The 24,969-nt window shown below is 35.1% G+C and carries 32 protein-coding genes; 9 read left to right on the top strand and 23 right to left on the bottom strand.

Features of this window, described 5'->3' with window-relative positions; genetic code table 11:
• Positions 1 to 270: 270 nt before the first annotated feature.
• Genes CAV_RS02710 through CAV_RS02695 form a run of 4 tightly spaced genes read right to left on the bottom strand, consistent with a single transcriptional unit; the run spans position 271 to position 1,802 of the window.
• On the bottom strand, positions 271 to 540 hold the full coding sequence (locus CAV_RS02710) for a type II toxin-antitoxin system YafQ family toxin (protein ID WP_094324977.1): 270 nt from the start codon (positions 538 to 540) through the stop codon (positions 271 to 273).
• Positions 537 to 755, bottom strand: coding sequence for a hypothetical protein (locus tag CAV_RS02705; RefSeq protein ID WP_094752802.1), 219 nt, complete (start codon positions 753 to 755; stop codon positions 537 to 539). Before CAV_RS02705 ends, CAV_RS02710 begins: the two co-directional genes overlap by 4 nt.
• A 40-nt stretch (positions 756 to 795) precedes the next feature.
• Entirely contained in the window at positions 796 to 1,284 is a 489-nt protein-coding gene (gene sixA / locus CAV_RS02700; protein ID WP_094752801.1) for a phosphohistidine phosphatase SixA, read from the bottom strand.
• Complete coding sequence (locus tag CAV_RS02695; protein WP_094752800.1) at positions 1,281 to 1,802, bottom strand: rhomboid family intramembrane serine protease; 522 nt, start codon at positions 1,800 to 1,802, stop codon at positions 1,281 to 1,283. The genes sixA and CAV_RS02695 overlap by 4 nt, the downstream gene beginning before the upstream one ends.
• Before the next feature lie 101 nt (positions 1,803 to 1,903).
• On the opposite strand from CAV_RS02695, the gene CAV_RS02690 reads away from it, so the two are divergent.
• Positions 1,904 to 2,317 carry a PepSY-like domain-containing protein gene (locus CAV_RS02690; protein ID WP_094324973.1) on the top strand — a complete coding sequence of 138 codons (414 nt, stop codon included), beginning with the start codon at positions 1,904 to 1,906 and terminating at the stop codon, positions 2,315 to 2,317.
• Positions 2,318 to 2,328: 11 nt separating this feature from the next.
• Here CAV_RS02690 and CAV_RS02685 read toward each other — a convergent pair whose 3' ends face one another.
• Positions 2,329 to 3,597 carry an aminotransferase class V-fold PLP-dependent enzyme gene (locus tag CAV_RS02685; protein WP_094752799.1) on the bottom strand — a complete coding sequence of 423 codons (1,269 nt, stop codon included), beginning with the start codon at positions 3,595 to 3,597 and terminating at the stop codon, positions 2,329 to 2,331.
• Positions 3,598 to 3,719: 122 nt separating this feature from the next.
• Between CAV_RS02685 and CAV_RS02680 the strand changes: the two genes are divergently transcribed.
• Both CAV_RS02680 and CAV_RS02675 read left to right on the top strand, forming a co-directional pair.
• A complete protein-coding gene (locus tag CAV_RS02680) occupies positions 3,720 to 4,562 on the top strand; it encodes a DUF234 domain-containing protein (protein WP_425426151.1) in 843 nt (280 codons plus the stop codon).
• The gene (locus tag CAV_RS02675) at positions 4,528 to 5,544 is read left to right on the top strand and encodes a sensor histidine kinase (RefSeq protein WP_094324970.1); all 1,017 of its coding nucleotides are present in this window, start codon (positions 4,528 to 4,530) and stop codon (positions 5,542 to 5,544) included. The genes CAV_RS02680 and CAV_RS02675 overlap by 35 nt, the downstream gene beginning before the upstream one ends.
• On the opposite strand, the gene CAV_RS02670 is transcribed toward CAV_RS02675, so the two are convergent.
• The 18 genes from CAV_RS02670 to CAV_RS02585 form a co-directional block, all read right to left on the bottom strand.
• Complete coding sequence (locus CAV_RS02670) at positions 5,539 to 6,108, bottom strand: LysE family translocator (protein ID WP_169711632.1); 570 nt, start codon at positions 6,106 to 6,108, stop codon at positions 5,539 to 5,541. The genes CAV_RS02675 and CAV_RS02670 overlap by 6 nt on opposite strands.
• 166 nt (positions 6,109 to 6,274) lie before the next feature.
• On the bottom strand, positions 6,275 to 6,607 hold the full coding sequence (locus CAV_RS02665) for an ArsC/Spx/MgsR family protein (RefSeq protein WP_094325530.1): 333 nt from the start codon (positions 6,605 to 6,607) through the stop codon (positions 6,275 to 6,277).
• Entirely contained in the window at positions 6,607 to 7,953 is a 1,347-nt protein-coding gene (locus tag CAV_RS02660) for a class II 3-deoxy-7-phosphoheptulonate synthase (protein WP_094324969.1), read from the bottom strand. The genes CAV_RS02665 and CAV_RS02660 overlap by 1 nt, the downstream gene beginning before the upstream one ends.
• A gap of 15 nt (positions 7,954 to 7,968) precedes the next feature.
• Positions 7,969 to 8,325 (bottom strand): 50S ribosomal protein L19, encoded by a 357-nt coding sequence (gene rplS / locus CAV_RS02655; RefSeq protein ID WP_094324968.1) that lies wholly within the window; start codon positions 8,323 to 8,325, stop codon positions 7,969 to 7,971.
• Complete coding sequence (gene trmD / locus CAV_RS02650; RefSeq protein WP_094324967.1) at positions 8,315 to 9,034, bottom strand: tRNA (guanosine(37)-N1)-methyltransferase TrmD; 720 nt, start codon at positions 9,032 to 9,034, stop codon at positions 8,315 to 8,317. Before trmD ends, rplS begins: the two co-directional genes overlap by 11 nt.
• Entirely contained in the window at positions 9,031 to 9,549 is a 519-nt protein-coding gene (gene rimM / locus CAV_RS02645) for a ribosome maturation factor RimM (protein WP_094324966.1), read from the bottom strand. Before rimM ends, trmD begins: the two co-directional genes overlap by 4 nt.
• A complete protein-coding gene (locus tag CAV_RS02640; protein ID WP_094324965.1) occupies positions 9,542 to 9,787 on the bottom strand; it encodes a KH domain-containing protein in 246 nt (81 codons plus the stop codon). The genes rimM and CAV_RS02640 overlap by 8 nt, the downstream gene beginning before the upstream one ends.
• On the bottom strand, positions 9,787 to 10,014 hold the full coding sequence (rpsP, locus tag CAV_RS02635) for a 30S ribosomal protein S16 (protein WP_094324964.1): 228 nt from the start codon (positions 10,012 to 10,014) through the stop codon (positions 9,787 to 9,789). The genes CAV_RS02640 and rpsP overlap by 1 nt, the downstream gene beginning before the upstream one ends.
• 56 nt (positions 10,015 to 10,070) lie before the next feature.
• Positions 10,071 to 11,408, bottom strand: a complete 1,338-nt coding sequence (gene ffh / locus CAV_RS02630; protein WP_094324963.1) for a signal recognition particle protein — start codon at positions 11,406 to 11,408, stop codon at positions 10,071 to 10,073.
• 49 nt (positions 11,409 to 11,457) lie between these two features.
• The gene (locus CAV_RS02625; protein ID WP_094752798.1) at positions 11,458 to 12,219 is read right to left on the bottom strand and encodes a pseudouridine synthase family protein; all 762 of its coding nucleotides are present in this window, start codon (positions 12,217 to 12,219) and stop codon (positions 11,458 to 11,460) included.
• Positions 12,216 to 13,370: a lipid IV(A) 3-deoxy-D-manno-octulosonic acid transferase gene (waaA, locus tag CAV_RS02620; RefSeq protein WP_094325529.1), complete on the bottom strand. Its 1,155-nt coding sequence runs from the start codon at positions 13,368 to 13,370 to the stop codon at positions 12,216 to 12,218. Before waaA ends, CAV_RS02625 begins: the two co-directional genes overlap by 4 nt.
• Positions 13,370 to 14,116, bottom strand: a complete 747-nt coding sequence (locus CAV_RS02615; RefSeq protein WP_094324961.1) for a zinc ribbon domain-containing protein — start codon at positions 14,114 to 14,116, stop codon at positions 13,370 to 13,372. Before CAV_RS02615 ends, waaA begins: the two co-directional genes overlap by 1 nt.
• An 18-nt stretch (positions 14,117 to 14,134) precedes the next feature.
• On the bottom strand, positions 14,135 to 14,857 hold the full coding sequence (locus CAV_RS02610) for a Nif3-like dinuclear metal center hexameric protein (RefSeq protein ID WP_094324960.1): 723 nt from the start codon (positions 14,855 to 14,857) through the stop codon (positions 14,135 to 14,137).
• Positions 14,847 to 15,710 carry a glycine--tRNA ligase subunit alpha gene (glyQ, locus tag CAV_RS02605; protein ID WP_390088499.1) on the bottom strand — a complete coding sequence of 288 codons (864 nt, stop codon included), beginning with the start codon at positions 15,708 to 15,710 and terminating at the stop codon, positions 14,847 to 14,849. The genes CAV_RS02610 and glyQ overlap by 11 nt, the downstream gene beginning before the upstream one ends.
• Positions 15,707 to 16,234 (bottom strand): DUF3972 domain-containing protein, encoded by a 528-nt coding sequence (locus CAV_RS02600; protein ID WP_094324959.1) that lies wholly within the window; start codon positions 16,232 to 16,234, stop codon positions 15,707 to 15,709. The genes glyQ and CAV_RS02600 overlap by 4 nt, the downstream gene beginning before the upstream one ends.
• A gap of 10 nt (positions 16,235 to 16,244) precedes the next feature.
• Positions 16,245 to 16,739, bottom strand: coding sequence for a 5-(carboxyamino)imidazole ribonucleotide mutase (gene purE / locus CAV_RS02595; protein ID WP_094324958.1), 495 nt, complete (start codon positions 16,737 to 16,739; stop codon positions 16,245 to 16,247).
• A gap of 1 nt (position 16,740) precedes the next feature.
• Positions 16,741 to 17,988, bottom strand: coding sequence for a peptidase U32 family protein (locus CAV_RS02590; protein WP_094324957.1), 1,248 nt, complete (start codon positions 17,986 to 17,988; stop codon positions 16,741 to 16,743).
• Positions 17,988 to 18,671: a chemotaxis protein gene (locus CAV_RS02585; protein WP_094324956.1), complete on the bottom strand. Its 684-nt coding sequence runs from the start codon at positions 18,669 to 18,671 to the stop codon at positions 17,988 to 17,990. Before CAV_RS02585 ends, CAV_RS02590 begins: the two co-directional genes overlap by 1 nt.
• A 178-nt stretch (positions 18,672 to 18,849) precedes the next feature.
• Between CAV_RS02585 and glnA the strand changes: the two genes are divergently transcribed.
• From glnA to CAV_RS02560, 6 genes are all read left to right on the top strand, one after another.
• Positions 18,850 to 20,280, top strand: coding sequence for a type I glutamate--ammonia ligase (glnA, locus tag CAV_RS02580; RefSeq protein WP_094324955.1), 1,431 nt, complete (start codon positions 18,850 to 18,852; stop codon positions 20,278 to 20,280).
• 151 nt (positions 20,281 to 20,431) lie between these two features.
• The gene (locus CAV_RS02575; RefSeq protein WP_245807425.1) at positions 20,432 to 21,595 is read left to right on the top strand and encodes a peptide MFS transporter; all 1,164 of its coding nucleotides are present in this window, start codon (positions 20,432 to 20,434) and stop codon (positions 21,593 to 21,595) included.
• On the top strand, positions 21,595 to 21,819 hold the full coding sequence (locus CAV_RS09385; protein ID WP_245807424.1) for a Di-/tripeptide transporter: 225 nt from the start codon (positions 21,595 to 21,597) through the stop codon (positions 21,817 to 21,819). The genes CAV_RS02575 and CAV_RS09385 overlap by 1 nt, the downstream gene beginning before the upstream one ends.
• Positions 21,820 to 22,002: 183 nt before the next feature.
• Positions 22,003 to 23,004, top strand: coding sequence for a DctP family TRAP transporter solute-binding subunit (locus CAV_RS02570; protein WP_390088841.1), 1,002 nt, complete (start codon positions 22,003 to 22,005; stop codon positions 23,002 to 23,004).
• A gap of 7 nt (positions 23,005 to 23,011) precedes the next feature.
• Positions 23,012 to 23,629 carry a TRAP transporter small permease gene (locus CAV_RS02565; RefSeq protein ID WP_186821775.1) on the top strand — a complete coding sequence of 206 codons (618 nt, stop codon included), beginning with the start codon at positions 23,012 to 23,014 and terminating at the stop codon, positions 23,627 to 23,629.
• A gap of 2 nt (positions 23,630 to 23,631) precedes the next feature.
• Positions 23,632 to 24,909, top strand: a complete 1,278-nt coding sequence (locus tag CAV_RS02560; protein ID WP_094324954.1) for a TRAP transporter large permease — start codon at positions 23,632 to 23,634, stop codon at positions 24,907 to 24,909.
• Positions 24,910 to 24,969 lie beyond the last annotated feature (60 nt).

Genomic DNA, 24,969 nt, shown 5'->3' with positions numbered 1-24,969 from the left:
ATATGCAAAAAAAAAAAAAAACAAATGGGATTTAAAGTATCTTTTTTAGGGCATTAGAAGTACTTTTAAGAGGACTTTTTTAAATAAAAAATAAACAAAAATGCAAAAAAATTTGAAAAAAATTTGAAATTTTTTAAAATTTCTCTAAATTTATGCTACGAAAAGTTACAAAAAAAAAAAAAAAGAAATTTGTTTTTGAAAAAAGTTTGAAAAATTTTAAAAAATTTTGAAAAAAATTGAAATCTATGTTTAAAAATTTTTGTTTTGAATTTAAAAAACATAGCTGTGAGAGCCCAAGCTAGCTAGATAAAGTTCTAAAATATCTTTATTTTTGCGGTATATTAACAATAAATCAGGCTTTATGTGGCACTCTCTAAAACCTTTGTAATTACCTTTTAGCTGATGGTCTTTATACTTTGCTTCTAGGGGCTCGTCCTTGGATAGTTTGGTTACTACATATTCAAAACTATCTAGCTCTTTTGAATTTAGTTTTATAAGTTGTTTTTTAACTTTTTTGGCTAATTTAACTTTATACTTCATTTTCTTAAAGCCTCCATCATCTCTGCAACGCTGTTATAAGTTTCATATTCGCCGTTTTCATACTGCCTTATCGCCTCGTCAAGCTCAGGAATTCTTACTTGTTTTGTTGTTTTTTTTGCCTTTTCGTCTGTCCTTATCCTAGCATTTATGGCTTTTGCAAGCTCCTTAAAGGTTGGTAAAAACTCATCTTTTACATTCTCAATAACAAGGGTCATTTGTTCTCCTTTATTTGTGTTTTAAAATATTATAGCAAAATCAATTTATATTTTTCACGCACTCAAAAAATAAAATTTTGCCGCTATGTTCTTTTATATCCTTAAAAGAAGTCACATCAAATTCAAGTGCAAGCATGGAGCTTGTGGGGAAAGAATTTATGCAAATATCGCTTAAAAGCTCTGCTAACTCGCAAAGGCTTGGGTTATGTCCTACAAGCAAGATAGAGTTTAACTCATCATTTAAGCCCTTTACATAGCTAAAAAGTTCGCTAGCGTTTGCTTCATAAATGCTTTGTTCAAAGTGAATTTTATCCTCAGCATATGAAAGAAACTCGGCCACTTTTTTAGCTGTTTTAGAAGCTCTGGTTGCGGGGGAGGAGACTATCAAATCAAAAGCTATGTTGTAAGCTTTGAGCTTTAAACAAAGCTTTTTGATGTCCTCCTTACCTTTTAAATTCAAATCCCTTTTTAAATCACTCTTGGCTTCTTTTTCAGCCTTTGCGTGTCTTAGCAAATAAATTTTTTTCATCTTATAATCCTTAATCTTGCTATCATATACCCACAAATAAAACCAAAAATATGAGCATACCAAGCCACATTAACACCCACAAATATAGGCACGAAGCTCATCAACAAAACCGCAATAAGCAAACCTAAAAAGCTATTTTTATACACAAAGGCATAATAACCTATCAAAACACAAATAGCCCCGCTAGCACCGAGTAAATTGAAAAATTTTTCATCTTGAAAAGAGCGATAATAAACATAAAAAGCACTAAGCAAGGAGCTTAAAACCCCGCCTATAAAATACAAGAGCAAAAATTTCAAAGAGCCTAAAAAACGTTCTAAAACTATGCCAAACTGATACAAAACTATCATATTTAAGGCAAGGTGCGTGAAATTTGAGTGCAAAAACATAGAGCTTAAAAGCTGCCACCAATAATCAAGCTCGATAAAAAAAATATTTATGGCAAAAATAGGCTTAAGCTCGCTGGGCAAGATAAAAAATACAAGAATATTAATGGCTATTATAATTATGCAAAACATTTACCGCCTTGAGTTTTAAATATGAAATTGTATCATTTTAAGATTAAGTTCACTTATAATTCACAAAGCTTTGCTAAATTTTCACAAATTAAGGGACTTAGATGTTTAGATTTGTTTTATTATTTTCTTTACTAGTTTTGTCATTAAAAGCTGATATGATAATGTCTCCTGACGCTTTGCCTAAGAACACAAGAGAGTTCATAAGCTCAAATTTCAAGGCTCCAATATCTTTGGTGCAAGTTGATGGCAGCACTTACGAGGTGTATTTAAGCGATGGGAGCGAGTTTGAATTTGACATATCTGGGAATTTCAAGGAGGTAAAATCCAAATTTACGCCCATACCTCCTAGCATACTACCGGCTAACATAGCTACAATAATAACTCACGAGTATCCAAACGCTCATATAGTGAAAATAGAAAGAAAGATACTATACTATGAAATCAAGCTTTCTAACCAACTAGAACTCAAAATAGACACGAACGGCACGGTTTTAAGCCGAGAATTTGATGATTAAAAATTTGCTGATTAAAAAGAAAGCCTTGCTATGCTTTTTTTAAGGCTGTCAAAAAAATACTTCAAATCCTCAATTTCTTGCGTGTAATGCAAGGAAATCCTTAGCCAACCAGGCTTAGTCTTTAAGCCCTCGCCGTCTTTTAAGCCTAGCAAATCATGTCCGTAAGGCCCGGCACAGTCACAGCCTGCCCTACTTTCAATCTTATAATACTTGCTCAAGGTGTAAGCCAAATCAAAGGGCGAAATTCCTTCTATGTTTAAGGCAAAGATACATAATCTATTTTTTAAATGCTCTGCGTAAAGCTTTAAATTTGGGATTTTCTCAGCTTCTTTGAAAAAATACTCTTTTAAAAGCTTGGATTTTTTTTCTATGAGCTTAAAGCCTATCTCATCTCTTTTTTGAAAGGCTAGTGAGGCGCGTATTAGCTGTAAAATTCCAGGAGTTCCTCCCTCTTCTAAGGCTTCAACATCGCAAAGATAATTTACTGAGCTTTTTGAAACATAAGAAACCGTACCCCCGGCTGCAAAACTAGGCTTAGAATAGCACAGGTCTTTTTTGATGACTAGCAGTCCACAAGATGCGACGCCACCCAAAAGCTTGTGCGTGCTTATAAATAAAGCGTCGTAGTATTTACATTCTATGTTTTTATAAGCGATAAATGAGGCTGCGTCAAAGGCTAAAATGGCCTTGTATTTCTTGGCTAGAGCATAAATTCTTTTATAATCACTTAAAATTCCAGTCACATTTGAGGCCAAGGAAAAGCTAAATATTAGCTTTCTATTTTTGTTTTGTTCCAAGGCTTTTTCGAAAAAATCAAAGTCAATTTCTAAATTTTCATTCAAAGGTACTCTAAGGCACTCGCACAAGGCCTCTCTAAAGGATACTTCGTTTGAATGGTGCTCATAAGGGCCTACAAAAACTAGGGGCAAATCCTTTGGCTTGATGTTTTGAAAATATTTTTGCTTGATTAAAGGCGGCACATAAAGCCCCAAAAGCTCTTGAAATTTTTTAATAGCCCCGCTAGCTCCTGTGCCACAAGCTATCAAAGCAAAATCATCACTTAAATTTAGACTTTTTCTAATGCTTTGCTTTGCGTTTTCATAGTGTTTTTGTGTCAAAAAAGAGTGCAAAGAGCTATCTGAGTGGGTATTTGCGTAGGTTAAAAGAATTTTTCTTATCTCTTTTTCAACAGATTTTAAAGCCAAGGCAGAGGCCGTAAAATCAAAATATCTTACATTTTTTTTTAATATAATGTCTTTTTTTAACTCATCTATACGCATAGTTTTGTGAAAATAAACCTTAAAGAATTTGTGTTTTTTTGTTAAAATTATACATAAAATTTAAAAAATAAGAGGTAAACATCAAATTCAGCACCTTTAGCACCCAATACAAAAATTTAGACTTGGCGAAGTTGGTTGATTTTTACTGTGTTTTTGATGGTTGCTTTATAAGGGCGAGCTCGAGCGATTTATTTGAAAGCATTAAAAATGACATCCTGCCCTTTTATCCGCTTTTAAGCTCCAAATTTAAACTAGACAAACAAAGTGCCAAAGCACTTCACATACTTGCTAAGAACTCAAGGAAAAGATACTCTATAAACAAGCAGTTGGGGCATTTTGCAGCTTCTTTTACGATGAATAAGCTTTTAGAAAGAGGTTTTTTGCAGATCGAAAAAAGCAAAGAGGAAAAAATCAAGAGGAAAAAGGGGCAAAAGCTTAAAAAAGCCTTAAGAAAATATACAATTCAAGACAAGGTTTTGTTTAGAAATAATTTTTTGAGGTTCTTTGCGTACTTTTTGCAACCAAATGAGAATTTGATACTAAACAAGGCTTATGATGAGCTTTTAGCTAAAATCAAAAAGGAATTTAAGCATTATCAAAGCCTGTGTTTTGAGGGCTTGGGCAGGGAGCTTTTAGAAAGCAAATTTAAGATAAATTCTATTTCTAGCTTTTGGTCTAATGATGTGGAGATTGATTTATTTTACAAAGATAGCAAATTAACGGTGCTTGGCGAGGTTAAATTTAAAGATAAAAAAATTTGTAAAAATGTCTTTAACAGTCTTCAAAATAAGGCTAAAATACTGAATTTAAAGCCTGATTATTTTGTTATTTTTTCAAAAAGCGGCTTTTCAAGCGAGCTGATAAAAAACAAGGAAGCGAATTTGCTTTTATTTGATTTTGATGAGTTAAAAACACTGCTAAAGGATACGGATGAACGAAAATATACTAAAAAGCCTAGACTCTAACGAAAAAGAGGTGTTAAAAGAGGGGCTTAAATCCTTAATAGAACAAAGTTATGTCATAGAGCAAGAATACAAGACATTAAATGAGAGTTATAGCTCTTTAAGAAAGATGATAAGCGATATTATCGATGTTTTGCCTGTGATACTTTGGGTGAGAAGCGGGGAAGAAACTGTGCTTCAAAACTACCAAGCCTCGCAAAATGAGGAGCTTTTAAAGCAAATAAACACCGAGGAATTAGGCTCTTACGAACTAGAATACAAAAGCAGATTTTACACAGTAAAAAACATCAAACACGAAGATTTGCTAATCATCCTAGCAACAGACATAAGCGATGAAAAACGCAAGGAAAGACTAGCAAGCATGGGCGGCGTAGCAGCGCACCTGGCACATGAAATAAGAAATCCCATAGGCTCCATCTCCTTGCTAGCCTCGACCTTGTTCGCAAAAAGTGAGCTAAAAAACAAACACATAGTGCTTGAAATTCAAAAATCAATTGCTAGGGTCGAAAGGATAGTAAATTCAACTCTTTTATTTACAAAAGGGGTGCATATCAATAAACAGCCGTTTAATTTGAGAGAATTGCAAGATGAGTGCGAGCTGGTGATTAGCTCTTATAACTACAACTGCGAAATTGACTTTGAATTTGACTTTATAGACCTTGTGATAAACGCTGATAAGGCCTTGCTAAGCCTTGTTTTGCAAAATTTAATCTACAACAGCATAGACGCCATAGAAGAAAAAGAGGATGAAAAAGCCTTTATAAAGATAAAAACCTGCGTAAAGGACGGGTGCTTGCTTGTGCAAGTCTTTGATAGCGGCGTGGAAATCAAGGATGAAAACGCTGTTTTTGAAGCCTTTAAAACCACGAAACTAAAGGGCAACGGACTTGGACTATCTTTGTCAAAAGAAATAATTAATGCTCACTTAGGAGAGCTTTGCTTTGAAAAAGAGCCAAAGAATTTTTATTTCAAGATACCATTATAAGTCATAAAGTATATAAAAACTCATCAAAGCTACGCACAGGGCTGAAATTTTGGCCAAAATATGTGCGTAATCTTTCAAAAAAAATCTAAAAGCATAGCCGCCCAAAGCATAGGTGCAAAGTGCTGAAAATTCGATAAGCAAAATGATAGCGCTAAGAATGTAGATGTTGGATAAGGATATAAATTTAGGCAGGATTGAAAGCATGAAAATCCAAGCCTTAGGATTTGATATAGTGGCCATAAAGCCCTGTGCAAAAAGCACAAACTTGGCCTTGTTGCTAATGACGCACTCAGCCTCAGCGAATTTAGCTTTAAGCAAGGTATAAGCTATGTATAGTAAAAAAATGCTAGATAGAATTTTAAATATCTTAAAAAATAACTCGTATTGTGCTATAAAACTAAGACTATAAGCACAAAGTAAGATTACTAAAAGCAAGGATAAAAGCTCGCCAAACATCATATACAAAGTGTTTTTAAAGCCCACACTAAGGCCTAAAGAAAGGGCTAAATTCATACAAAGGCCGGGCAGAAAGGAAACGCAAGCAATGGTTATTATAAAAATCATATAGTCCATGAAAAGCAATTTTATACACTCTTGCTTAATCAAAGTTTAAGTTATCTTGATAAGGTTAAATCTTAGAAAAGCTTGTAAAATAGCGGGCAAAAGCGATTTTAAAATGAAATTTGAGGACGAAAAAAGACTTTAAAAAACACTCACACTTGTCTTAAATTTATGAAAAATACTGCTCGTATTCCTTGCCAACAAGCACAGTATCATCTGAGCAAATGACCGGCCTTTTTATGAGGCTTGGATTTGTCAAAACGATGTTTTTTAACTCATCTTTGCTAGACTTTGCTATAAAGTCTTTGTTTATATTTAGTTTTCTAGCACTCATTCCGGCTGTATTTATCAATACCTCAAAAGGCTTTTTGCTCAAAAAGAAATCAAGCTCTTTTTCGCTAAGTTTCTTAATGTCTAAAAATTCAAAATCAAGCTTTTTAGCTTCTAAGAATTCTATGCCTTTCTTTACGCTTGAGCAGTTTTTAATACCATATAATTTTATCAAGCTCTTGCCTTTTTTAGCAAATCAGCCATTAAAAAGGCTAGCTCTAAGGCTTGGTCTGCGTTTAACCTTGGGTCGCACTGAGTTTCGTATCTTTCTTTAAGAGTTTGTTCTGTTACATTTAAAGAGCCGCCGGTGCACTCGGTTACATCCTGACCTGTCATCTCAAGATGAACCCCGCCAGGATACACTCCCTCACTTTGCGCTATCTCAAAAAACATCCTAACTTCTTGCATTATCTTATCAAAGGCTCTTGTTTTGTAAGAGCCTGCTTTTACTGTATTTCCGTGCATAGGATCTATGCTGTAAATCAAATTTAAGCCCTCTTTTTTCAGCTCTTTAAAGATGTTTGGTAGCACCGAAGCTATCTTGTCAGCACCCATTCTTATGATGATGTTTAGTTTTCCTTCCTCATTGTCTTTGTTTAGGATAGAGGCTAGCGTTTTTATCTCATCTACCTTGGCACTTGGACCTATCTTTACTCCTAAAGGATTTTTCACACCGCTTAAAAAGTGCGCATGTGCCTCATCAACTCCCCTCGTCCTCTCGCCTATCCAAAGCATGTGAGCTGAGCAATCATAAGTTTCTAAACTAAGGCTATCAACCCTTGTTAAAGCCTCCTCATAAGGCAAAAGCAAGGCTTCGTGTGATGTGTATATGCTAGTTTCTCTTAAAGATGGAGTGTTTGTTGTGTTTATGCCGCAGGCCTCTATAAAATTTAGGGCTTGAGTGATTTTATCGCTTAGTTCGCTGTATTTATCCCTAAGCTCTGCCCTTTTTAAAAAGTCTAAATTCCAGCGATGAACTTCCCTTAAATCAGCCAAACCTCCTCTAGCAAAGGCACGAAGCAAATTTAAAGTAGTAGCACTTTGATAGTAGGCTTCAAGCATTCTTTTAGGCTCAGGCTTTCTAGCCTCCTCGTTAAATTCAAAGCCGTTTATTATGTCGCCTCTGTAACTTGGCAAAGAACGTCCGTCTATCTCCTCAAAATCAGCACTTCTTGGCTTTGCAAACTGCCCAGCTACCCTACCAACCTTTACTATAGGGCAACCGCCCGAAAAGGTAAGCACTATAGCCATTTGCAACATAAGTTTAAAAGTATCTCTTATATTATCCGCGCCGAAATTTAAAAAGCTCTCAGCGCAGTCTCCGCCTTGAAGTAAGAAAGCTTCTTTCTTTGCAACCTTAGCAAGTTTTGACTTTAAAGACCTTACCTCGCCGGCAAAAACCAAAGGAGGCAATTTCTCTAGCTTAGAAACAACAGAGGATAGCTCCTCTAAATTTTCATAAACCGGTTGCTGTTTTATAGGATATTTTTTCCAAGAATCCTTAGTCCAAGTTGCCATACAAAATCCGAAAAACTATTTCTTAAGCTCTTTTATACGTGCAGCCTTTCCTTTTCTATCTCTTAAGTAGAAAAGTCTTGCACGGCGAACCCTACCTTTTCTTAATACTGTTATACTTTCTAGGCTCTCGCTATAAAGTGGAAAAATTCTCTCAACTCCTATGTTGTTAGCACCTATTTTCCTAACTGTGAAGGTTTGAGCTGTGCCGCTGCCTCTTTTAACTATGCAAATGCCCTCGAAATTTTGAATTCTACTTTTATCGCCTTCTTGTATGCGAATAGCAAGTTTTAGAGTATCGCCTGCTCTAAAATCAGGCACAGTCTTACCCTCTAGCTGTTTTGCCTCGAAGCTTTGTATGTATTTATTTTTCATCATCTTTCCTTGTAAGTAGGTGTTTTTGATATAAGCTAGGGTTAAAAAATTTTGTCCTAGCTATAGATAACTCTTTTTTTAAAGCGTGGATTTTAACGTGATTTCCCTTTAAAAAGGCTGAAGTTGCGTTTAAATTTGTGCTTTTATAGCTAAATGAAAATGGTTTTGTAAAGGCAGGCGCTTCTAGCAAATCGTCCTCAAAGCTTTCTTCATCCAAACTTTGTGAATTTCCTAAAACTCCGCTTACATTTCTACTGATAGCATCGCAAAGAGCAAGTGCAGCTATTTCTCCGCCCGTTAAAACAAAAGAACCCAAGGAAAAAAGCTCGTTTGCAAAAAGTTCTATAACCCTTTCATCTATACCTTCGTATCTGCCGCAAACAAAGCAGATATGCTCTTTTTTGGCTAGTCTTTTTGCATCTTTTTGAGTGAAAATTTTTGCACAAGGATTTAAAAATACAAAATGTATGTTTTCATCCTTATTTTTAAGATAAGATAAGGTGTCAACTAGGGGCTGTGCTTGCATTAAAAGTCCTGCGCCGCCGCCTATTTTATAATCATCAACCTTTTTTCTAATATCCTTTGAAAAAGCTCTTGGATTTAAAAAATCAGTTTCTATGAGCTTTTTTTCCTTAGCTCTAGCAAGTATGGAATGTTCAAAATATGGATAAAAAAACTCACAAAACAAAGATACAAAGCTAAATTTCATAAACTTTTTAATAACTCTAAGGCGTTTTTAGTGTGTATTTTTTTAGCCGCAATATCCACCTTATCTATGTAAAAATCAGCATAAGGCAGGTAAAACTCAGAAACAAATTCTGGCCTTAAAGCCTCATCTACTCGCACCAAAAAAAGATAATTTGCAGAGGTTTCAAGTATATCAACAACCTTGCCAAGCTTTAGTTCATCTTCAAAAAGCTCGCAAGAGATAATGTCAAAGTAAAAAAACTCACCCTCTTTTAGCTCGCAAGTTTTTCTACTTTCTTCCTCGCTTTTGTAAAGAAGCTTATTGACCAAGGTTTTAGCAAGTTCTAAGCTCTCATAACCCTTAAAAAGAACCAAATTCCTTTCACTATCAAAGCTTTTGATTATAAAATCTTGCTCATCACCCAAAAATTTGGCATTATCTTCAAACTGCTCTAAAAAATCACTGATAATATGCAGTTTTAAAAATCCCTTTAAACCAACAGTTTTGCCAATCTTAGCAACTAAAATTTTATTCATCTATATTTTTAACAGTGACTCTGTAAGAGGTTGAATCCTTACTTTTAAAAGCAGAAATCACTGTTTTAATGGCATTCATCATCTTGCCATTTTTGCCTATTAGCTTACCTGTGTCTGCCTTATCAGCGTAAATGATGATTTCTACGAAATTATCGCCCAAAGGCACGGATTTGGTTTGAATTTTATCAGGAAAATCAGCTATTAATTTCGCATATTCTTTTAAAAATTCTTCAGCCATTATCTACTCGTTATAGAAGCAACCTTGTCGCTAAGTTTAGCACCAACGCTTTTCCAATACGCAAGTCTTTCAGCGTCAAATTTGATTAGCTCAGGTTCTACCATAGGATTATAATAACCTATGCTCTCTATCCAAGCACCGTCTCTTCTTTTTCTACTATCAGTAACAACTATCCTATAAAATGGTCTTTTTTTGCGTCCCATTCTAGTAAGTCTAATAACAGTCATTAAATTCTCCTAAAATAAAATTTATATATAAGCACGAAATGCCCATATATAAACCTTTAAAAGCCTCGTCTGGCATTTGACATCATTTGCATTAAATTTTGCATGCCTGCTTTTGATGAAAATTTCTTAGCCATCTTAGCGGCGTTTTCAAACTGCTTTAAAAAGCGATTTACTTCCATTTGCGATAGGCCTGCACCGTTTGCTATCCTACGTTTTCTAGCATTGTTTAACAAGGAAGGATTTTCCCTTTCTTTTGGAGTCATAGATGAAATCATAGCCTTTATGTGAAGTAATTGCTTTGAATTTTCAAAGTCCATATCCTTTACAGCTGAGGCTACATTTGACATACCAGGTATCATAGAAAGCAAGGACTGCATGGAGCCTAACTTGCTTACATTTTGCATTTGTTCTAGAAAATCATTAAAGTTAAATTCGCCCTTTTTGATTTTTTGATTTAATTTCTTGGCCTCTTTTTCATCTATGACGGTAGCGGTTTTTTCAGCCAAAGAAGCCAAATCTCCCTCGCCCATGATCCTGCCAACTATCCTATCAGGTATGAAAGGCTCTAAATCAGCTACCTTTTCTCCTAAACCTATAAAACGAAGCGGAATTTGAAGCTGTCTTGCTATGCCAAGCGCCACGCCACCTTTTGTATCAGCGTCAAATTTGCTAAGTATAACCCCGCTTAAACCTATGCTTTCATTAAAAGACGCTGCTGTTTTAACCCCGTCTTGTCCACTCATGGCGTCGGCTACATAAAAGGTTTCATCGGGATTTAAAGCCTTTTTTATCTCTTTTAGCTCAGAAATTAAGGCTTCATCTATGGCCAAACGTCCCGCAGTATCCACTAGTAAAACATCATAATTAGCACTTTTGGCCTTTTTAAGTGCTTCTTTTGCTACATTTAAAGCCTTTGTTTCGCCCTCTATGCTGAAAAAATCAAGGTCATTATCCTCGCAAAGCTTTTGTAGCTGCTCAACCGCTGCCAATCTTTGCAAATCACAAGCAGCAAGCAAGACCTTTTTGTTTCTAAGTTTTAAAAAATTTGCTAATTTCGCGGTGCTTGTAGTTTTACCACCGCCTTGCAAGCCACACATCAAAACAACAGTCGGCGGTGTGCTTGAAAAAACAAAGCCCTGAGGTGCATTTTTAACGCTTAAAATATCTTCTAAATTCTTTTTTATGGAAGCTAAAAACTGCTGTTGTCCGATATTGCCTTTTTTTACATCATCTTCTACTAAGGCTAATAACTCTTTTACGACCTTATGATGCACATCAGCCTTTAATAAAGACTTTTTAAGCGTATCTAAAGCATTCTTTAAGGCTTTTTCATCGTCAACAAATCTAAGTTTATTAATAGCATTTTTAAAACTATCGCTTATTAAATCAAACAAAATTTACCTCGTAATAAAAATAAAAGCATAATTCTAAAGAATTTTTGCTTTAAAGGTCTTTAAAATTTAAATTTTTAAGCTCAAAACCAAATTTTTCAAAACTTTCATCCAAATCAGCTCTAAAATGATAATCAAAAAGAGCACATTCAAAGCTGTGCAAATACATCCTTTGCGATGGAATTTTAGCATACCTTTCATCGCCTACAACTCCATATCCTGCAAAGGCGGTGTGAAGCCTGATTTGATGAGTTCTGCCTGTTTTTATGATGATTTTAGCCAAGGTTTTTTTGGCATTTATCATCAAAGGGATTATCTTTGTATAGGCACTTTGTCCCTCCTTTGAAATTTTAACAAAGGCTTTATTTTGAGTTTTTTTAACCAAGATAGGCTCATCTATCTCAAGCACCTCAGGCACTATGCCATTAAGCACTGCTATATAGCTCTTATAAACATTTTGTTTTTTAAATTCATTTATACATTTTAAACGAAAATCCTCATTTTTACAAAGCAACAAAAGCCCGCTAGTTTCTTTATCAAGCCTATTTAAAAGCCTTGCTTGTAGGCTTTTTTCCACTTCCTCGCTAAGCATAGCAAAGGGCTTATTTACAGCTATGATTTTCTCATCTTCAAAAATGATTTCTATCTTTTTTTGCTCTTTTACTACAAATTTTGCAGACTTGCTCAAAAGCTCTCTTGCTAGCTTTAGTTTTTCATTTTTATAAAAGACAAGCCCTCTATCGATAAGCTCCTTTGCCTTTGAATTTGAAATTTTTTCTTGCAGGGCTAGGAGTTTGTAAGCTTTTTCTTTCATACTAAAGCAGCCTTTATACTATCTTTTATGGGTTTTAAGCTTGGTTTAAAATTTAACATAGCTTTTTTATCCGCTTTGTTTATAATCTCATTTAGCAATGCTACATCCTCGCATATGTATATATTATCAACTAAGCAAAAAAGTGCTTTTTGATTATGTATAAAAGGGCCTGATATTATGATTTTGTTAAAAGTTGCAGGTTCTACCGGATTGTGCCCTCCAATGCCCTTTATAAAGGAGCCGCCCAAAACAACAATATCTGAGATAAGATATAAATTAATCAACTCGCCCAAAACATCCACTAGCAAAATATCGCTAGCAAAATTTGCATCAAAATTATCAAACTCACTGAATTTGCTAAAAGTGAGTGAGTGTTTTTTACAGTACTGTTTTAAAAAAAGTTCTAAATTTTTAAATCTTTCTGGGTGTCTTGGGGCTATGATTAGCCTTTGCTTTGAATTTAAGGTGAAATTTTCTAGCAAAAGCTCGTCCTCTTTTTCGTGGGTGCTTGCAAAAAGTATAAGTTCTTTATCGTTTTTTTTGTAGTGTTTATTGGCTTCTAAGTTAGCACAAGCTTTTATGTTAAAAAATTCATGCACATTTTTTGCGCCAAGCTCTTCAAGCCTTTGTTTATCAAGCTTACTTTGTGCAAAAACCTCATCTATATACGAAAAAACCTTTCTGTAAAAAAAAGAGAATTTTTTATATCTGTTAAAGGACTTGTCAGAAATTCTAGCATTAAGCAAAATCACCTTAGCACCTCTTAGCTTGGCCATAAAAACAAGCATTAACCACAGCTCAGCCTCAAATAAAACCAAAACCTTACAAGGCTTAAACCAAAATGGAAGCAAGGTTTCAAAGGCTAAGAAATTTACTTTTTTGCATTTTTTACTAGCCTCATCAAAGCCTGTTTGGGTGATGCAGCTTACACGAACATCATTAAAACTACCTAGCAAAGGCGCTATGCTTCTTATCTCCCCGAAGGAGCAAGCATGAAAATGCACCTGCGCTTCTTGCAAGGAGTTTTTGTATAAAAAAAATCTAGCCTTAATGCTATTTTTATACTTTTGCTTCAAAAAAGAAAGCAAAAGTAAAGGTATAGATAAAAAAACATGAAGCAAAGAAAGCAAAATATAGTAAAAAAATACTATCAATTCACGCTTTCAGCAATCTTTTTGCTGTCCTTTGTCTCCTCACGCTCTTTGTATAAAATTCTGCCACAGTGCGGACAAGTGACAATCTCATCTCCTCTTAGTATGGATAGATAGGTTTTATCATAAATTCTCATAAAACAGCCATAACAAGCTTGTTTTTTTACCGGAACAACGGCGGTATTTTTAGCCCATTTTCTTATTTTTTCATAAAAACTTAAAACCTTTTGATTTATCCCTGCGGTTAATTTGGACTTTTTATCGTAAACTAAGGCTCTTTCCTTTTCCAAATCCTCCATCTTGCTTTCAACATCTTTTGCTATATTTTTAAGCTCTTCTTCCTCTTTTGATTTATCTTGCAACAATTCTTGCTTTAGCTTTTCTTTATTAAGCAAAAGTTTATCTAGCTTTTCGATTTCTTCATTTGCAACCTCTAGCTGCTCTTTTACTATATCTTCTTCAATTTGCAAAGCATTTGCTTCTTTGGCAGTTTTAACATTAGGAGTTTTTTTAGAAATTTCATCCAATCTTTGTCTAAATTGCACGATGTGAGCATTATTTTGCTCTTGCTCGTTTTTTATGTCCAAAATATCTTTTTCACAAGCAAGTAAATCTTTTTCTAATTTTTGTATTTCCAACTCACTATCTCTTAAAGCCTTGTTGATTTTATCTATCTTTGGCGTGAAACCGTCAAGCTCTTTGTCAACAACTGATAATTCTACTAATTGTTCTAAGTGTTTGTTCATAAAAGTCCCTCTATTGTTTTAATGATATTTAAATGGATTTTTTGAATTTGTTATTATAACCTTTAATGGCAAATTTTGCAAATGATTGCTTAAGGAATTAACAAAACAGCTCTCACTCTCAAAATGCCCAAGCTCTATCAAATTTAGGCCATTGCTAAGTGCTTCCAAGGCTTGATGATACTTAAAATCCCCGCTTAAAAAGCAATCCGCCTTAACATCATTTATTAAATCTCCGCCAGAACCCGTGCAAATAGCTATTTTCTTAAGCTCTTCCTTAGCAAAAGCATACTTAAGCACAGGAAGTCCAAGTTTTTCTTTAACATAGGCTAGTAAATTTGAAAAGCTATCTTTAAGGTCAACATAAATCAAAAAACCATCTTGTGTATAATGCTTAAATCCCAAAATTTCCTCTGTAAAATAGGCATTTAAGTGGGATTTATCATAATTTGTATGCATGGATATTAAGGCTATATTTTTTCGTATCATAGTTTTTATAAAAGCATTTGGGTACTTGTGATTTGCTATGTTTTTTAAGGATTTAAAAATTAGCGGGTGATGAGTAATTAGCAAGGAATTCTCACTGCAAGCCTCAAGCACGGCCTCATCTATATCCAAGCTAAGATAAACATTTTCAACATCATCTTGCAAAGAACCCAAAAGCAAACCACTATTATCCCAAGCTTCTTGCTCACAAAATGGGCTTATGCTATCTAAAAAATTATATATTTTCTCAATCTTCATTTAAATTTTCTTTATAAACCTGTGCGCAACGTTTTGAAAGCTCTCTAATCTTTAGCATATACTCTTGTCTTTGTGTGCTTGAAATAACTCCTCTTGCGTCAAGTAAGTTAAAAGTATGTGCTGCTTGCATGCAGTAATCATAAGCTGGTAAAGAAAGATTATTATCTAAAATATGCTTGCACTCCTTGCAAAAATTCTCAAAATTCGCATATAAAACATCAGTGGAGCTTAATTCAAAATTATACTTGCTGTGTTCAAATTCTCCCTGCTTATGAACATCTTTATAAGTAATTTTTTCTCCATTAAATTCATTCCAAAGTATGTCATACACGCTATTAACATTTTGCAAATACATAGCAAGTCTTTCAAGCCCGTAAGTTATCTCAACACTGATTAAATCAAGTGCCAAGCCTCCAACTTGCTGAAAATAAGTAAACTGCGTTACCTCCATTCCATCAAGCCAAACTTCCCAACCAAGCCCCCAAGCACCAAGCGAAGGGCTTTCCCAATTATCCTCAACAAAGCGAACATCGTGATTTTTAAGATTAAAACCTAAAGCCTCTAAGCTCTTTAAATATAATTCTTGTATATTATCAGGACTAGGTTTTATGAGAACTTGAAACTGATAATAAGCCCCTAAGCGGTTTGGATTATCCCCGTATCTACCATCAGTTGGACGCCTACTAGGTGCTACATAAGCAGCAGCCCAAGGTTTCTTACCCAAAGAGCGTAAAAAAGTGGCAGGGTGAAAGGTGCCCGCTCCTGCTGGTATGTCGTAAGGCTGCATTATGGCACAGCCTTGTTTTTGCCAAAAATCTTGCAATTTTAAAATTATCTCGCAAAAGCTAATCATTGCGTTTTAACCTCACTTGTAACCGTGTTTTGAGCTATTTTTGCACTACCTGCTTGAGTGAAATTTTCAACCGCTTTATTCCACATCATCTTATACTTTCTTTTTAAAAACTCAACCTCATTTTGTGCGTGTTTTAGCTGCGAATTTAAAGCATCTATGGTCTTTCTATCCTCATCATAAATTTCTTGCATAGAATAAAGTGCATCTTTTAAAAACTTGTTTTCTCTTTGCAAAACCTCCAAGGTTTCATCCTTTGCGTCAAGCACCTTTTCATGTAAATTTAATATAGTTCCTATGGTTTTTTCCACAAAGCTTTCTCCTGCCAAGCTTATGGAATCGACAGGCAAAGGCTCTTCATTTGGTTTTCTTGGCACCACACTAAATGTTCCTTGATTTGCTTCTATATAAATTTTGCCATCCTCTTCCTTGAAATTTAGGGCATTGTTTGCCATCATCCCCTTGACAACATCTTCATTTAGACGAACTAATTTACAAAATTCTTGCAATTCTAAGTAAGTTTGCATCATAAATCCTTTACAACAAAACCTCTACTGTCTTTGAATCAGATATTAAATTTTCCTCTTGTTTTTTTCTATCATCTTTCAAGGACTTAGCCAATATATCGTCATTTAAGGCTAAAATTTGAATGGCTAAATAAGCAGCATTGATAGCACCTGCTTTACCTATGGCGACTGTGGCTACAGGAACGCCCTTTGGCATTTGAACTGTGGAATACAAAGAATCCATGCTAGCTAAATTTGAGCCAGGCATTGGCACGCCTATAACAGGCTTTGTGGTGCAAGCAGCAACCGCTCCGGCTAAATGTGCTGCCATGCCAGCTGCTGCTATGAAGACTTTAGCACCTCTTTTTTCAGCATCGCTTATATAATTTTTTGTTCGTGCAGGGCTTCTGTGTGCTGAAGTGATGATGAGTTCATATTTTACGCCAAAAGAGCTAAGCACTTTGCTAGCTTCATTTATGATTTCATAATCACTTTTACTACCCATTAAAATAGATACAAAATTCATACTACTTCCTTAAAAAAGAAAATTTAGGCAAAGAAAATGGCAGGGCAATTTCATTTTCATTACCGCTGTGAATTTCTTTAAATTCTTTATTTGTTCTTGAGATAAGCTTCTTAAATTCCACAAAGATTTTATCATCTTTTTTATAAATTTTGCCAAGCTCATTATCTGCTTCTTTTATATCAAAGCCGAGAGGGCAAAGCACTTCGTAGCTTTCGTTTAAAACTATCTTGCCCTTGCATTTGAAAAAAGTCCCGTCCTCGCTAAAGGCGCAAACTTGCTTTGAGCCTTGCTCTATGCTTGTGTCTAAATTTTGCGTATCGTTTCTATCTAAAGCTCTATTTACAAGATAGCCGTCTGTAAAACCGCGGTTAGCTAGTGTTTTTATCTCTTCATCGTATTTTTTTGCATCAAAATTTCCACTTAAAACATCATCTATAGCCATTCGATAAGTTCTAGTAGCAAGAGCTACATAATATTCGCTTTTAGTGCGACCTTCTATTTTAAAGGCATTTATGCAGGATTTTTGCATGATTTTATCTATATGAGTGCTTAAATTTAAATCCTTAGAATTAAATATATGTGTTCCATCCTCATCTTGTTCTAATCTAAAAAGAGTGCCATTTTCACCCTTTGCGTAAAGTTCGTATTTAAACCTACAGTCATTTGCACAAGAGCCACGGTTGCTCATTCTGCCGCTTTGAACAGAGGAAATTAAACATCTGCCAGAGTAGGCAAAACACATAGAGCCATGAACAAAGGCTTCAAATTCTAAGTTCTTGCACTGCTCCTTCATAAAGGCTATATCATTTAGCGAAAGTTCTCTAGCAACCACAACTCTCGTTGCTCCTAGGCTTTCATAGGCCTTAGCGTCAAGGTAATTTAAGATGTTTGCTTGAGTTGAGATGTGTAAATTTATATCCAAGTTCATTTCTTTTATCAAATTCGCCACGCCCAAAGAAGCTACTATAAAGGCGTCAGGCTTCATATCATAAAGTTTTTTTATGTGTTTTTTTAAATTCTCAATCTGTGAGGAAAAATAAAAGGCATTTAAGGTTACAAAAATTCTTTTACCCAAAGAATGCGTATATTTCACGGCCTCGTTAAAGCTATCGTAATCAAAACCCCTAGCTGTAGCTGCTCTTAAAGAAAAATTATTAAGCCCGGCATAGACAGCATCTGCTCCGTAAGCTAAAGCGATTTTAAGCTTAGTGAAATTTCCAGCAGGTGCTACTAATTCGGGCTTTAGCATTATTTCTTATGCCCTAGGTTCGCAATCAACTGTTCTATATCATCATTTGTAACTACATCCTCTGTGCTATCGCCATTTATATGCACAGCTGAAGAAACCCTATGTATATCATCTTTTTTAGAATCAAATAAAGAGGATATGTATCTATTTAAAGCCCTCATAACATTTATAACACGTTCGATTTTTTGTCTATGTATGTCTTGATACTGCATAGAATCCATAGCAATTAAAACTTCATTTTGCCCATCTTGCAAACGAGAAATAATATCTTTTATATCATTTTTTGAAGCATTGTTCTTATCAAGCAAATCCCTAAATGTCTTAACCTGAGGGAATTTTTCGCTTAAGATATTAAAAACCTCTAAATTTTTATTTATATTTTCCTCCACATTACGTAAAATAAGCTCTGCTTGGGAAAAATGTTTATCCATAAGTTCTAACTTATCCATAAGCTCAACAGCTCTTTTTTCACTATCTCTAGTTACATCATCTAGTTGATTAACCACTTTGTGTTCTTGATTTGGTGGTGGAGGTGGCCAATGTGCATCAGCTTTAACCCTGTAATTTTCTAAGCTAGAATCATCAACATTTGTTTCAGAATTACTTTCATCCACGCTAGGCAAGGCAACATCATCAAGGTTCGTATCGCTATTCATCAGGCTGTCAAGTTCTTCTTGGGTCATAAAACTTCCTTGAAAATACATAAAATAAACGAAACATTATATTGAAAATTATTAAATTTATAGCTAAAACCATCAAAAAATATTTATTGATAAAATGCTCAATTTTTTTTTATTAATTTAAACTTAAATTAATAAAAAAGTGCTACAATTTCAAAATATATTTCACAAAGGAGAAAAAATGGGCAAATTTGTAAATACTGTAGATGAGTTTTTTTCTTTTTGTAAGGAAAATGAGGTTTTATTTGTGGATTTTAGATTTACAGATATGATAGGAACTTGGCATCATATCACTTATAATTTAAGTGTTATAGAAAAAGAACATTTTGAGGATGGAATTCCTTTTGATGGTAGCTCGCTTGATGGTTGGCAACCGGTTCATAAATCAGATATGATACTAAAGCCAGACGCACAAAGTGCTTTTTTAGATCCTTTTACAGCTGACCCTACAGTGATAGTTTTTTGCGATGTTTATGATATTTACAAGGGACAAATGTATGAAAAATGCCCTAGAAGCATAGCTAAAAAAGCTATGGAATTCTTGAAAAATAACGACGTGGCGGATACTGCTTACTTTGGTGCTGAAAATGAATTTTTCATCTTTGATAGCGTAAAAATAGTAGATAATATACACTGCGCAAAGTATGAGATAGATACTGAAGAAGGCGAGTGGAATGATGATAAAGACTTCGTAGATGGCTACAATACAGGGCATAGACCTAGGACAAAGGGCGGGTATTTTCCTGTGCAGCCAATTGACTCTATGGTTGATTTAAGAGCTGAGATGGTGCAAACGCTTGAAAAAGTGGGTTTAAAAACCTTTGTTCATCACCACGAAGTAGCTCAAGGACAAGGAGAAATAGGCGTTAGCTTTGGTACTCTTGTTGAAGCTGCTGATAATGTGCAAATTTACAAGTATGTGGTTAGGATGGTAGCTCATCTTAACGGAAAAACCGCTACCTTTATGCCAAAACCTCTTTATGGAGACAATGGAAATGGTATGCATGTGCATATGAGCTTGTGGAAAAATGGAAAAAATTTATTTTTCGATGAAAATGGCTACGGCAAACTAAGCCAAACAGCCATACACTACATAGGCGGAATTTTAGGACACGCAAGGAGCGTTGCAGCCTTTACAAATCCTAGCTCAAATTCATATAAAAGATTGATACCTGGCTTTGAGGCGCCGTCAATACTTACTTATTCTTGCCAAAACAGAAGTGCTAGTTGTCGTGTGCCTTACGGTATAGGCAAAAACTCTGCTAGGGTTGAAATTCGCTTCCCAGATAGCACAGCAAATCCTTATCTAGCCTTTGTTTCACTGCTTATGGCCGGACTTGATGGTATAAAAAACAGTACTGTGCCTGTTGGACCGATGGATGAGAATTTATTTGAACTAACCCTTGATGAGATAAGAGAAAAAGGCATAGAGCAACTCCCTCACACCTTAAGAGGTAGCCTAGAAGCCTTAATAAGATACAATTCTTATCTAAAGCCTGTTATGACTGATACTTTCATAGATGATTATCAGCATCTTAAGTTTAAAACTCAGGTTTGGCCTGTTGAGGCTAGGCCTACTGCTTACGAGTTTAAGACTTGTTATTCTTGCTAAATTATACCAAGCTTTTTGCTTGGTATCTCATATTTTAACCACAAATATAAACTCAACTAATCTTTAGCAACATGAATTTAACAAAAACGATATAAATATCACAAAATTAAAGCTATCATACTAAAATTACAAGCAAAAACTAGGAATTTTTATGAAAGATTTAGATAAGGCATTTTTAGGACACCCAAAACCTATATTTTCGCTATCTATGACAGAGCTTTGGGAGAGATTTTCATTTTATGGAATTTATCCCTTGCTTGTGCTTTTTATGTCAGCTGCTGTATTTGAGGGCGGACTTGGATATGACAAGGCAAATACCTCTGCTATAGTTGGGATATTTGGCTCCTGTCTTTACCTTGCTGCTTTGCCGGGCGGCTACATAGCTGATAAGGTGCTTGGCTTAAAATACTCTGTACTTTTGGGTTGTATTATCATAGCCCTAGGTCATCTAAGCATAGGGCTTTCGTATTTTTATACAAATTTATTTTTCTTGGGACTAGCCTTTATAGTCATAGGCACAGGGCTTTTTAAGACATGTTCTTCTGTTATGGTGGGCGTGCTTTATAAGGACGGCGATCCTAGGCGGGATTCTGGCTTTACTATTTTTTATATGGGTATAAATTTAGGTGGCTTTGTGGCTCCGCTAATTTGTGGTTTTTTGCAAAAAGAGTATGGCTGGCACTTTGGTTTTGCAGCCGGCGGTATAGGTATGCTAATAGCCCTTTTGATATTTTACTTCATAAGCATGCCAAATTTTAAGGAATTTGATGAAAAAGTGGGCTTGAGCGAGGATTGGGACAAGCCAAAAAAGATGAGCTATGGCACAAAATGGGTGCTTATTGTATCCACGCTGGCCATATTTACGGCTTTATTTTTTGCATTAGCTGGTTTTGTAAAGCTAGATCCTATCTCTATATCCAAGCAAATGATCTTTGTTATACTAAGTCTTTGTGCGATTTATTTTACATATCTTTTCTTTTTTAGCTCTTTAAATTCAGCCGAAAAGAAAAATTTAATAGTATTTGTAGTTTTGCTTGCGGCGGCTTCTATATTTTGGTCTGTTTTTGAGCAAATACCAACCTCCTTTAACTTCTTTGCACAAAGCTACACCCAAAGACTTATCTTTGGTTTTGAAATTCCAACGCCTTGGTTTCAGTCCTTTAATCCACTTTTCATCATCACCTTTGCACCTATCATCGCCTTTGTTTGGGTATTTTTAGCTAAAAAAGGCTTTGAATTTTCCTCGCTTAGCAAATTTGCACTAGGGCTACTTTGCGGAGCTATTTGCTTTGTGATCCTGTGGGGCTTTCCATAATGACAAAACTAGCTCCAAGCCTCATACAAAATCAAGTTATGGGGCTTTGGTTTGCCTCCTCTGCCTTAGGAAATGTAGTAGCAGGACTCATAGGAGGCAATGTAGCAAATGATAAGATACAAAATTTACCCGAAATTTTCGGCTTTTTAGCCATAATGCTTTTCGTATCTTTTTTGCTTTTATTTGCGTGCAAAAAATTCATAATGAAAATAGCTAAAGCATAAATTCACTAAAACAAAAGGCTAAATTTAAAACAGCTTTTTGTTTTCTTTTTGTAGCAAAAAATAAAATTTCATACAAAAATCACTAAATTTTATCTTTTATAAACAATAAATAAAATACAATATGAAAAATTTTAAACTCAAGGAGATTATGTGAAAAAAGTTATATCAATCATAGCTGCTGGTTTGGCTGCTATCGCTTTAACGGCTTGTTCTAGCGAGAAAACAGATACAAATCAAACTAGCGCTAATGCTGATTCAGGCAAAATTTATGAGATAAAATTTGCACACGTTGTTAGTGCAAACACACCTAAGGGCAAGGCTGCGGATTTATTCGCCAAAAGAGTTGAAGAGTTAAGCAATGGACGCATAAAGGTGCATGTTTTCCCATCAGCTCAGCTTGTTGATGATGATAAGGTTTTTCAAGAGTTAAAGAGAAATAATATCCAAATGGCAGCACCTTCTTTTTCTAAATTTACACCTATAGCTAAGGAATTTAACCTCTGGGATGTGCCTTTTATCTTTAGAGATACAGAGCATTTGCACAAGGTAATGGACGGAGAAGTAGGACAAATCTTAAAAGATGTAATCTCTGCTAAAGGTTACATAGCTCTTGATTATTGGGACGCTGGTTTTAAGCAATTTAGCACAAACAAAAAGCCTATCGTAGTACCAAGCGATGCAGAGGGTCAAAAGATGAGGATAATGTCTTCTAAGGTTTTAGAAGAACAAACTAAGGCTATGAAGGCTATACCGCAAGTTTTACCTTTTGGCGAGGTATATTCTGCTCTACAAACAGGTGTTGTTGATGCGGCTGAAAATCCACTTTCAAATTTATATAACTCCAAATTTTATGAGGTTCAAAGCTCTATAACTATGTCAAATCACGGATATTTGGGCTATTTAGTAGTTGCTTCTGAGAAATTTTGGCAAGGCTTGCCGGCTGATTTGCAAGAAGTGATTAAAACAGCTATGAGAGAAGCTACTATATATGAAAGAGAAGAAAGTGCTAAGGAAGAAGAATTGCTTTTACAAAGATTAAAAGATAATGACAAAACAGGCACTAAAATTTTCGAGCTTACTGAAGAACAAAAAAAGCAGTGGCAAGATTTAATGGTAGGAATTTATCCTAAATTTTATGATTTAGTTGGTAAAGACTTGATAGAAAAAACACTTAATACAAAGTGATTTAAGTATGTGTTTTTTATCTTTGCTAAAAAAGCCCTTTTTATGGGCTCATCATAGTAAGGGCGTAAATGCCTTTTTTGATGTGCTAGATAAGATAATAGCTGGAATTAATAAAAATGTAGCAGTTATCGGTCTAGCACTTGGTATAGCTATAACTGCGGTTAATGTGGCTATTAGATACATAGCTACATTTTATCCTGACATTGGCTCACTTACTTGGGCTGAAGAGGTTGCAAGATACTGCTTTTTGTGGTCAGCTTTTTTTGGTGCGGCTTATGGTTTTAGAAAGGGCGTTCATATAAGCGTAACCACTATTATAGAGATGTTTCCTCCGGCTCTTGCAAAGGCTTGTGTGCTTTTTGCGCATATCTTAAGCTCGGTATTTTTAGCCTATATGTTTTACGCAAGCATAGAGGTTTGTCTTTTAAACAAAGAAATGGGCTATATGAGTGAGGCTTTGCATTCTGTGCCTTTGTTTTACTTTTTGCTTTGTCTGCCTATCTCATTTTTGGGTGCAACTTACCGCTCTATAGAAAAAATTTATGAGGTATCCTTTACTGACGCTAGGTATGTGGTTAAGAATGCAGAGGCTGAAATGATACACGATATGGTTATAAAGGATTAGGTATGAGTGTTTTGGTTTTAATGCTTTTACTTTTTGGCTTACTTTTGCTAGGCGTTCCTGTTGCCGTATCTTTGGGTGTTTCAGCCGTTGTAACTATGATATTTTTCTCATCACACGACATTTTAGCCGTGCCTGAAACGATGATAACAGGACTTAAACCAGCCTTGATGGCTATACCTATGTTTATCTTAGCAGGTTCATTAATGAGCAAGGGCTCATCTGCTAAGAGGATAGTTGATTTTGCTAAAAGCATAGTAGGACATTTACCGGGTGGACTTCCTATGAGTGCAATTTTAGCTTGTATCATCTTTGCAGCCGTTAGTGGAAGCTCACCTGCTACTGTTGTGGCTATTGGTTCTGTTATGTTTGTGGCTTTAAAAGAGGCTGGTTATCCTAAAAGCTACTCAGTTGGTGCCATAACCTCTGCTGGAAGTCTTGGAATTTTAATCCCTCCTTCTGTTGTTATGATAGTTTATGGAGTAACTGCTGAAGTATCTATAGAAAAACTCTTTATGGCTGGAGTAATTCCTGGTCTTATGATAGGCTTTATGATGATGCTTTATGCGTATTTTGGAGCTAAAAGACTTGGTTTTAAGTCAGGCACTCCTGCATCCTTAAAAGAAAGATGGCTTAAATTTAAAGAAGCTTTTTGGGCTTTGCTTATCATAGTTGTGGTAATTGGCGGGATTTATGCTGGGATTTTTACCGCAACAGAAGCTGCTGGTATATCTGCTGTTTATGCTTTTATCGTCTCTATATTTGTTTATAAGGATATAAAATTAAGAGATTTATATGATGTATTTTTAGATGCTGCTATAACTACTGCGATGATTTTCTTTGTTATAGGCTTTGCTGTGGTTTTTGCGCATTTTTTAACAAGCGAGAGAATTCCTCATATGATAACTGAATACCTAGTGTCTATAAATATGACTTGGTGGGTATTTTTAATCCTTGTAAATTTAGTGCTTTTTATAATGGGTCAGTTTATGGAGCCAAGCTCTGTTGTTATGATAATGACGCCACTTTTACTACCTATAGCCTTGCAACTTGGTATAGATCCTATACATTTTGGTATAGTTATGATAGTAAATATGGAAATAGGTATGCTAACTCCTCCTGTAGGGTTAAATTTATTTGTCGCAAGCTCTTTAACAAAGCTTTCCTTAAAAGATGTAACAGTTTCGGTGCTTCCTTGGCTAATGGTGCTTTTAGTAGGGCTTATACTCATTACTTACATACCTGAAATTTCTTTATTTTTACCGAATTTAGTAAGTCAATAATCCTGATATGAAAATATCGGGATTATTATAAAATGCCTTAAGAGTATTTTTATTTTATTA

This window comes from Campylobacter avium LMG 24591, from assembly GCF_002238335.1.
GTDB classification, from domain to species: Bacteria; Campylobacterota; Campylobacteria; order Campylobacterales; family Campylobacteraceae; genus Campylobacter_D; species Campylobacter_D avium.
This window is presented reverse-complemented; position numbering and strand designations above follow the sequence as displayed.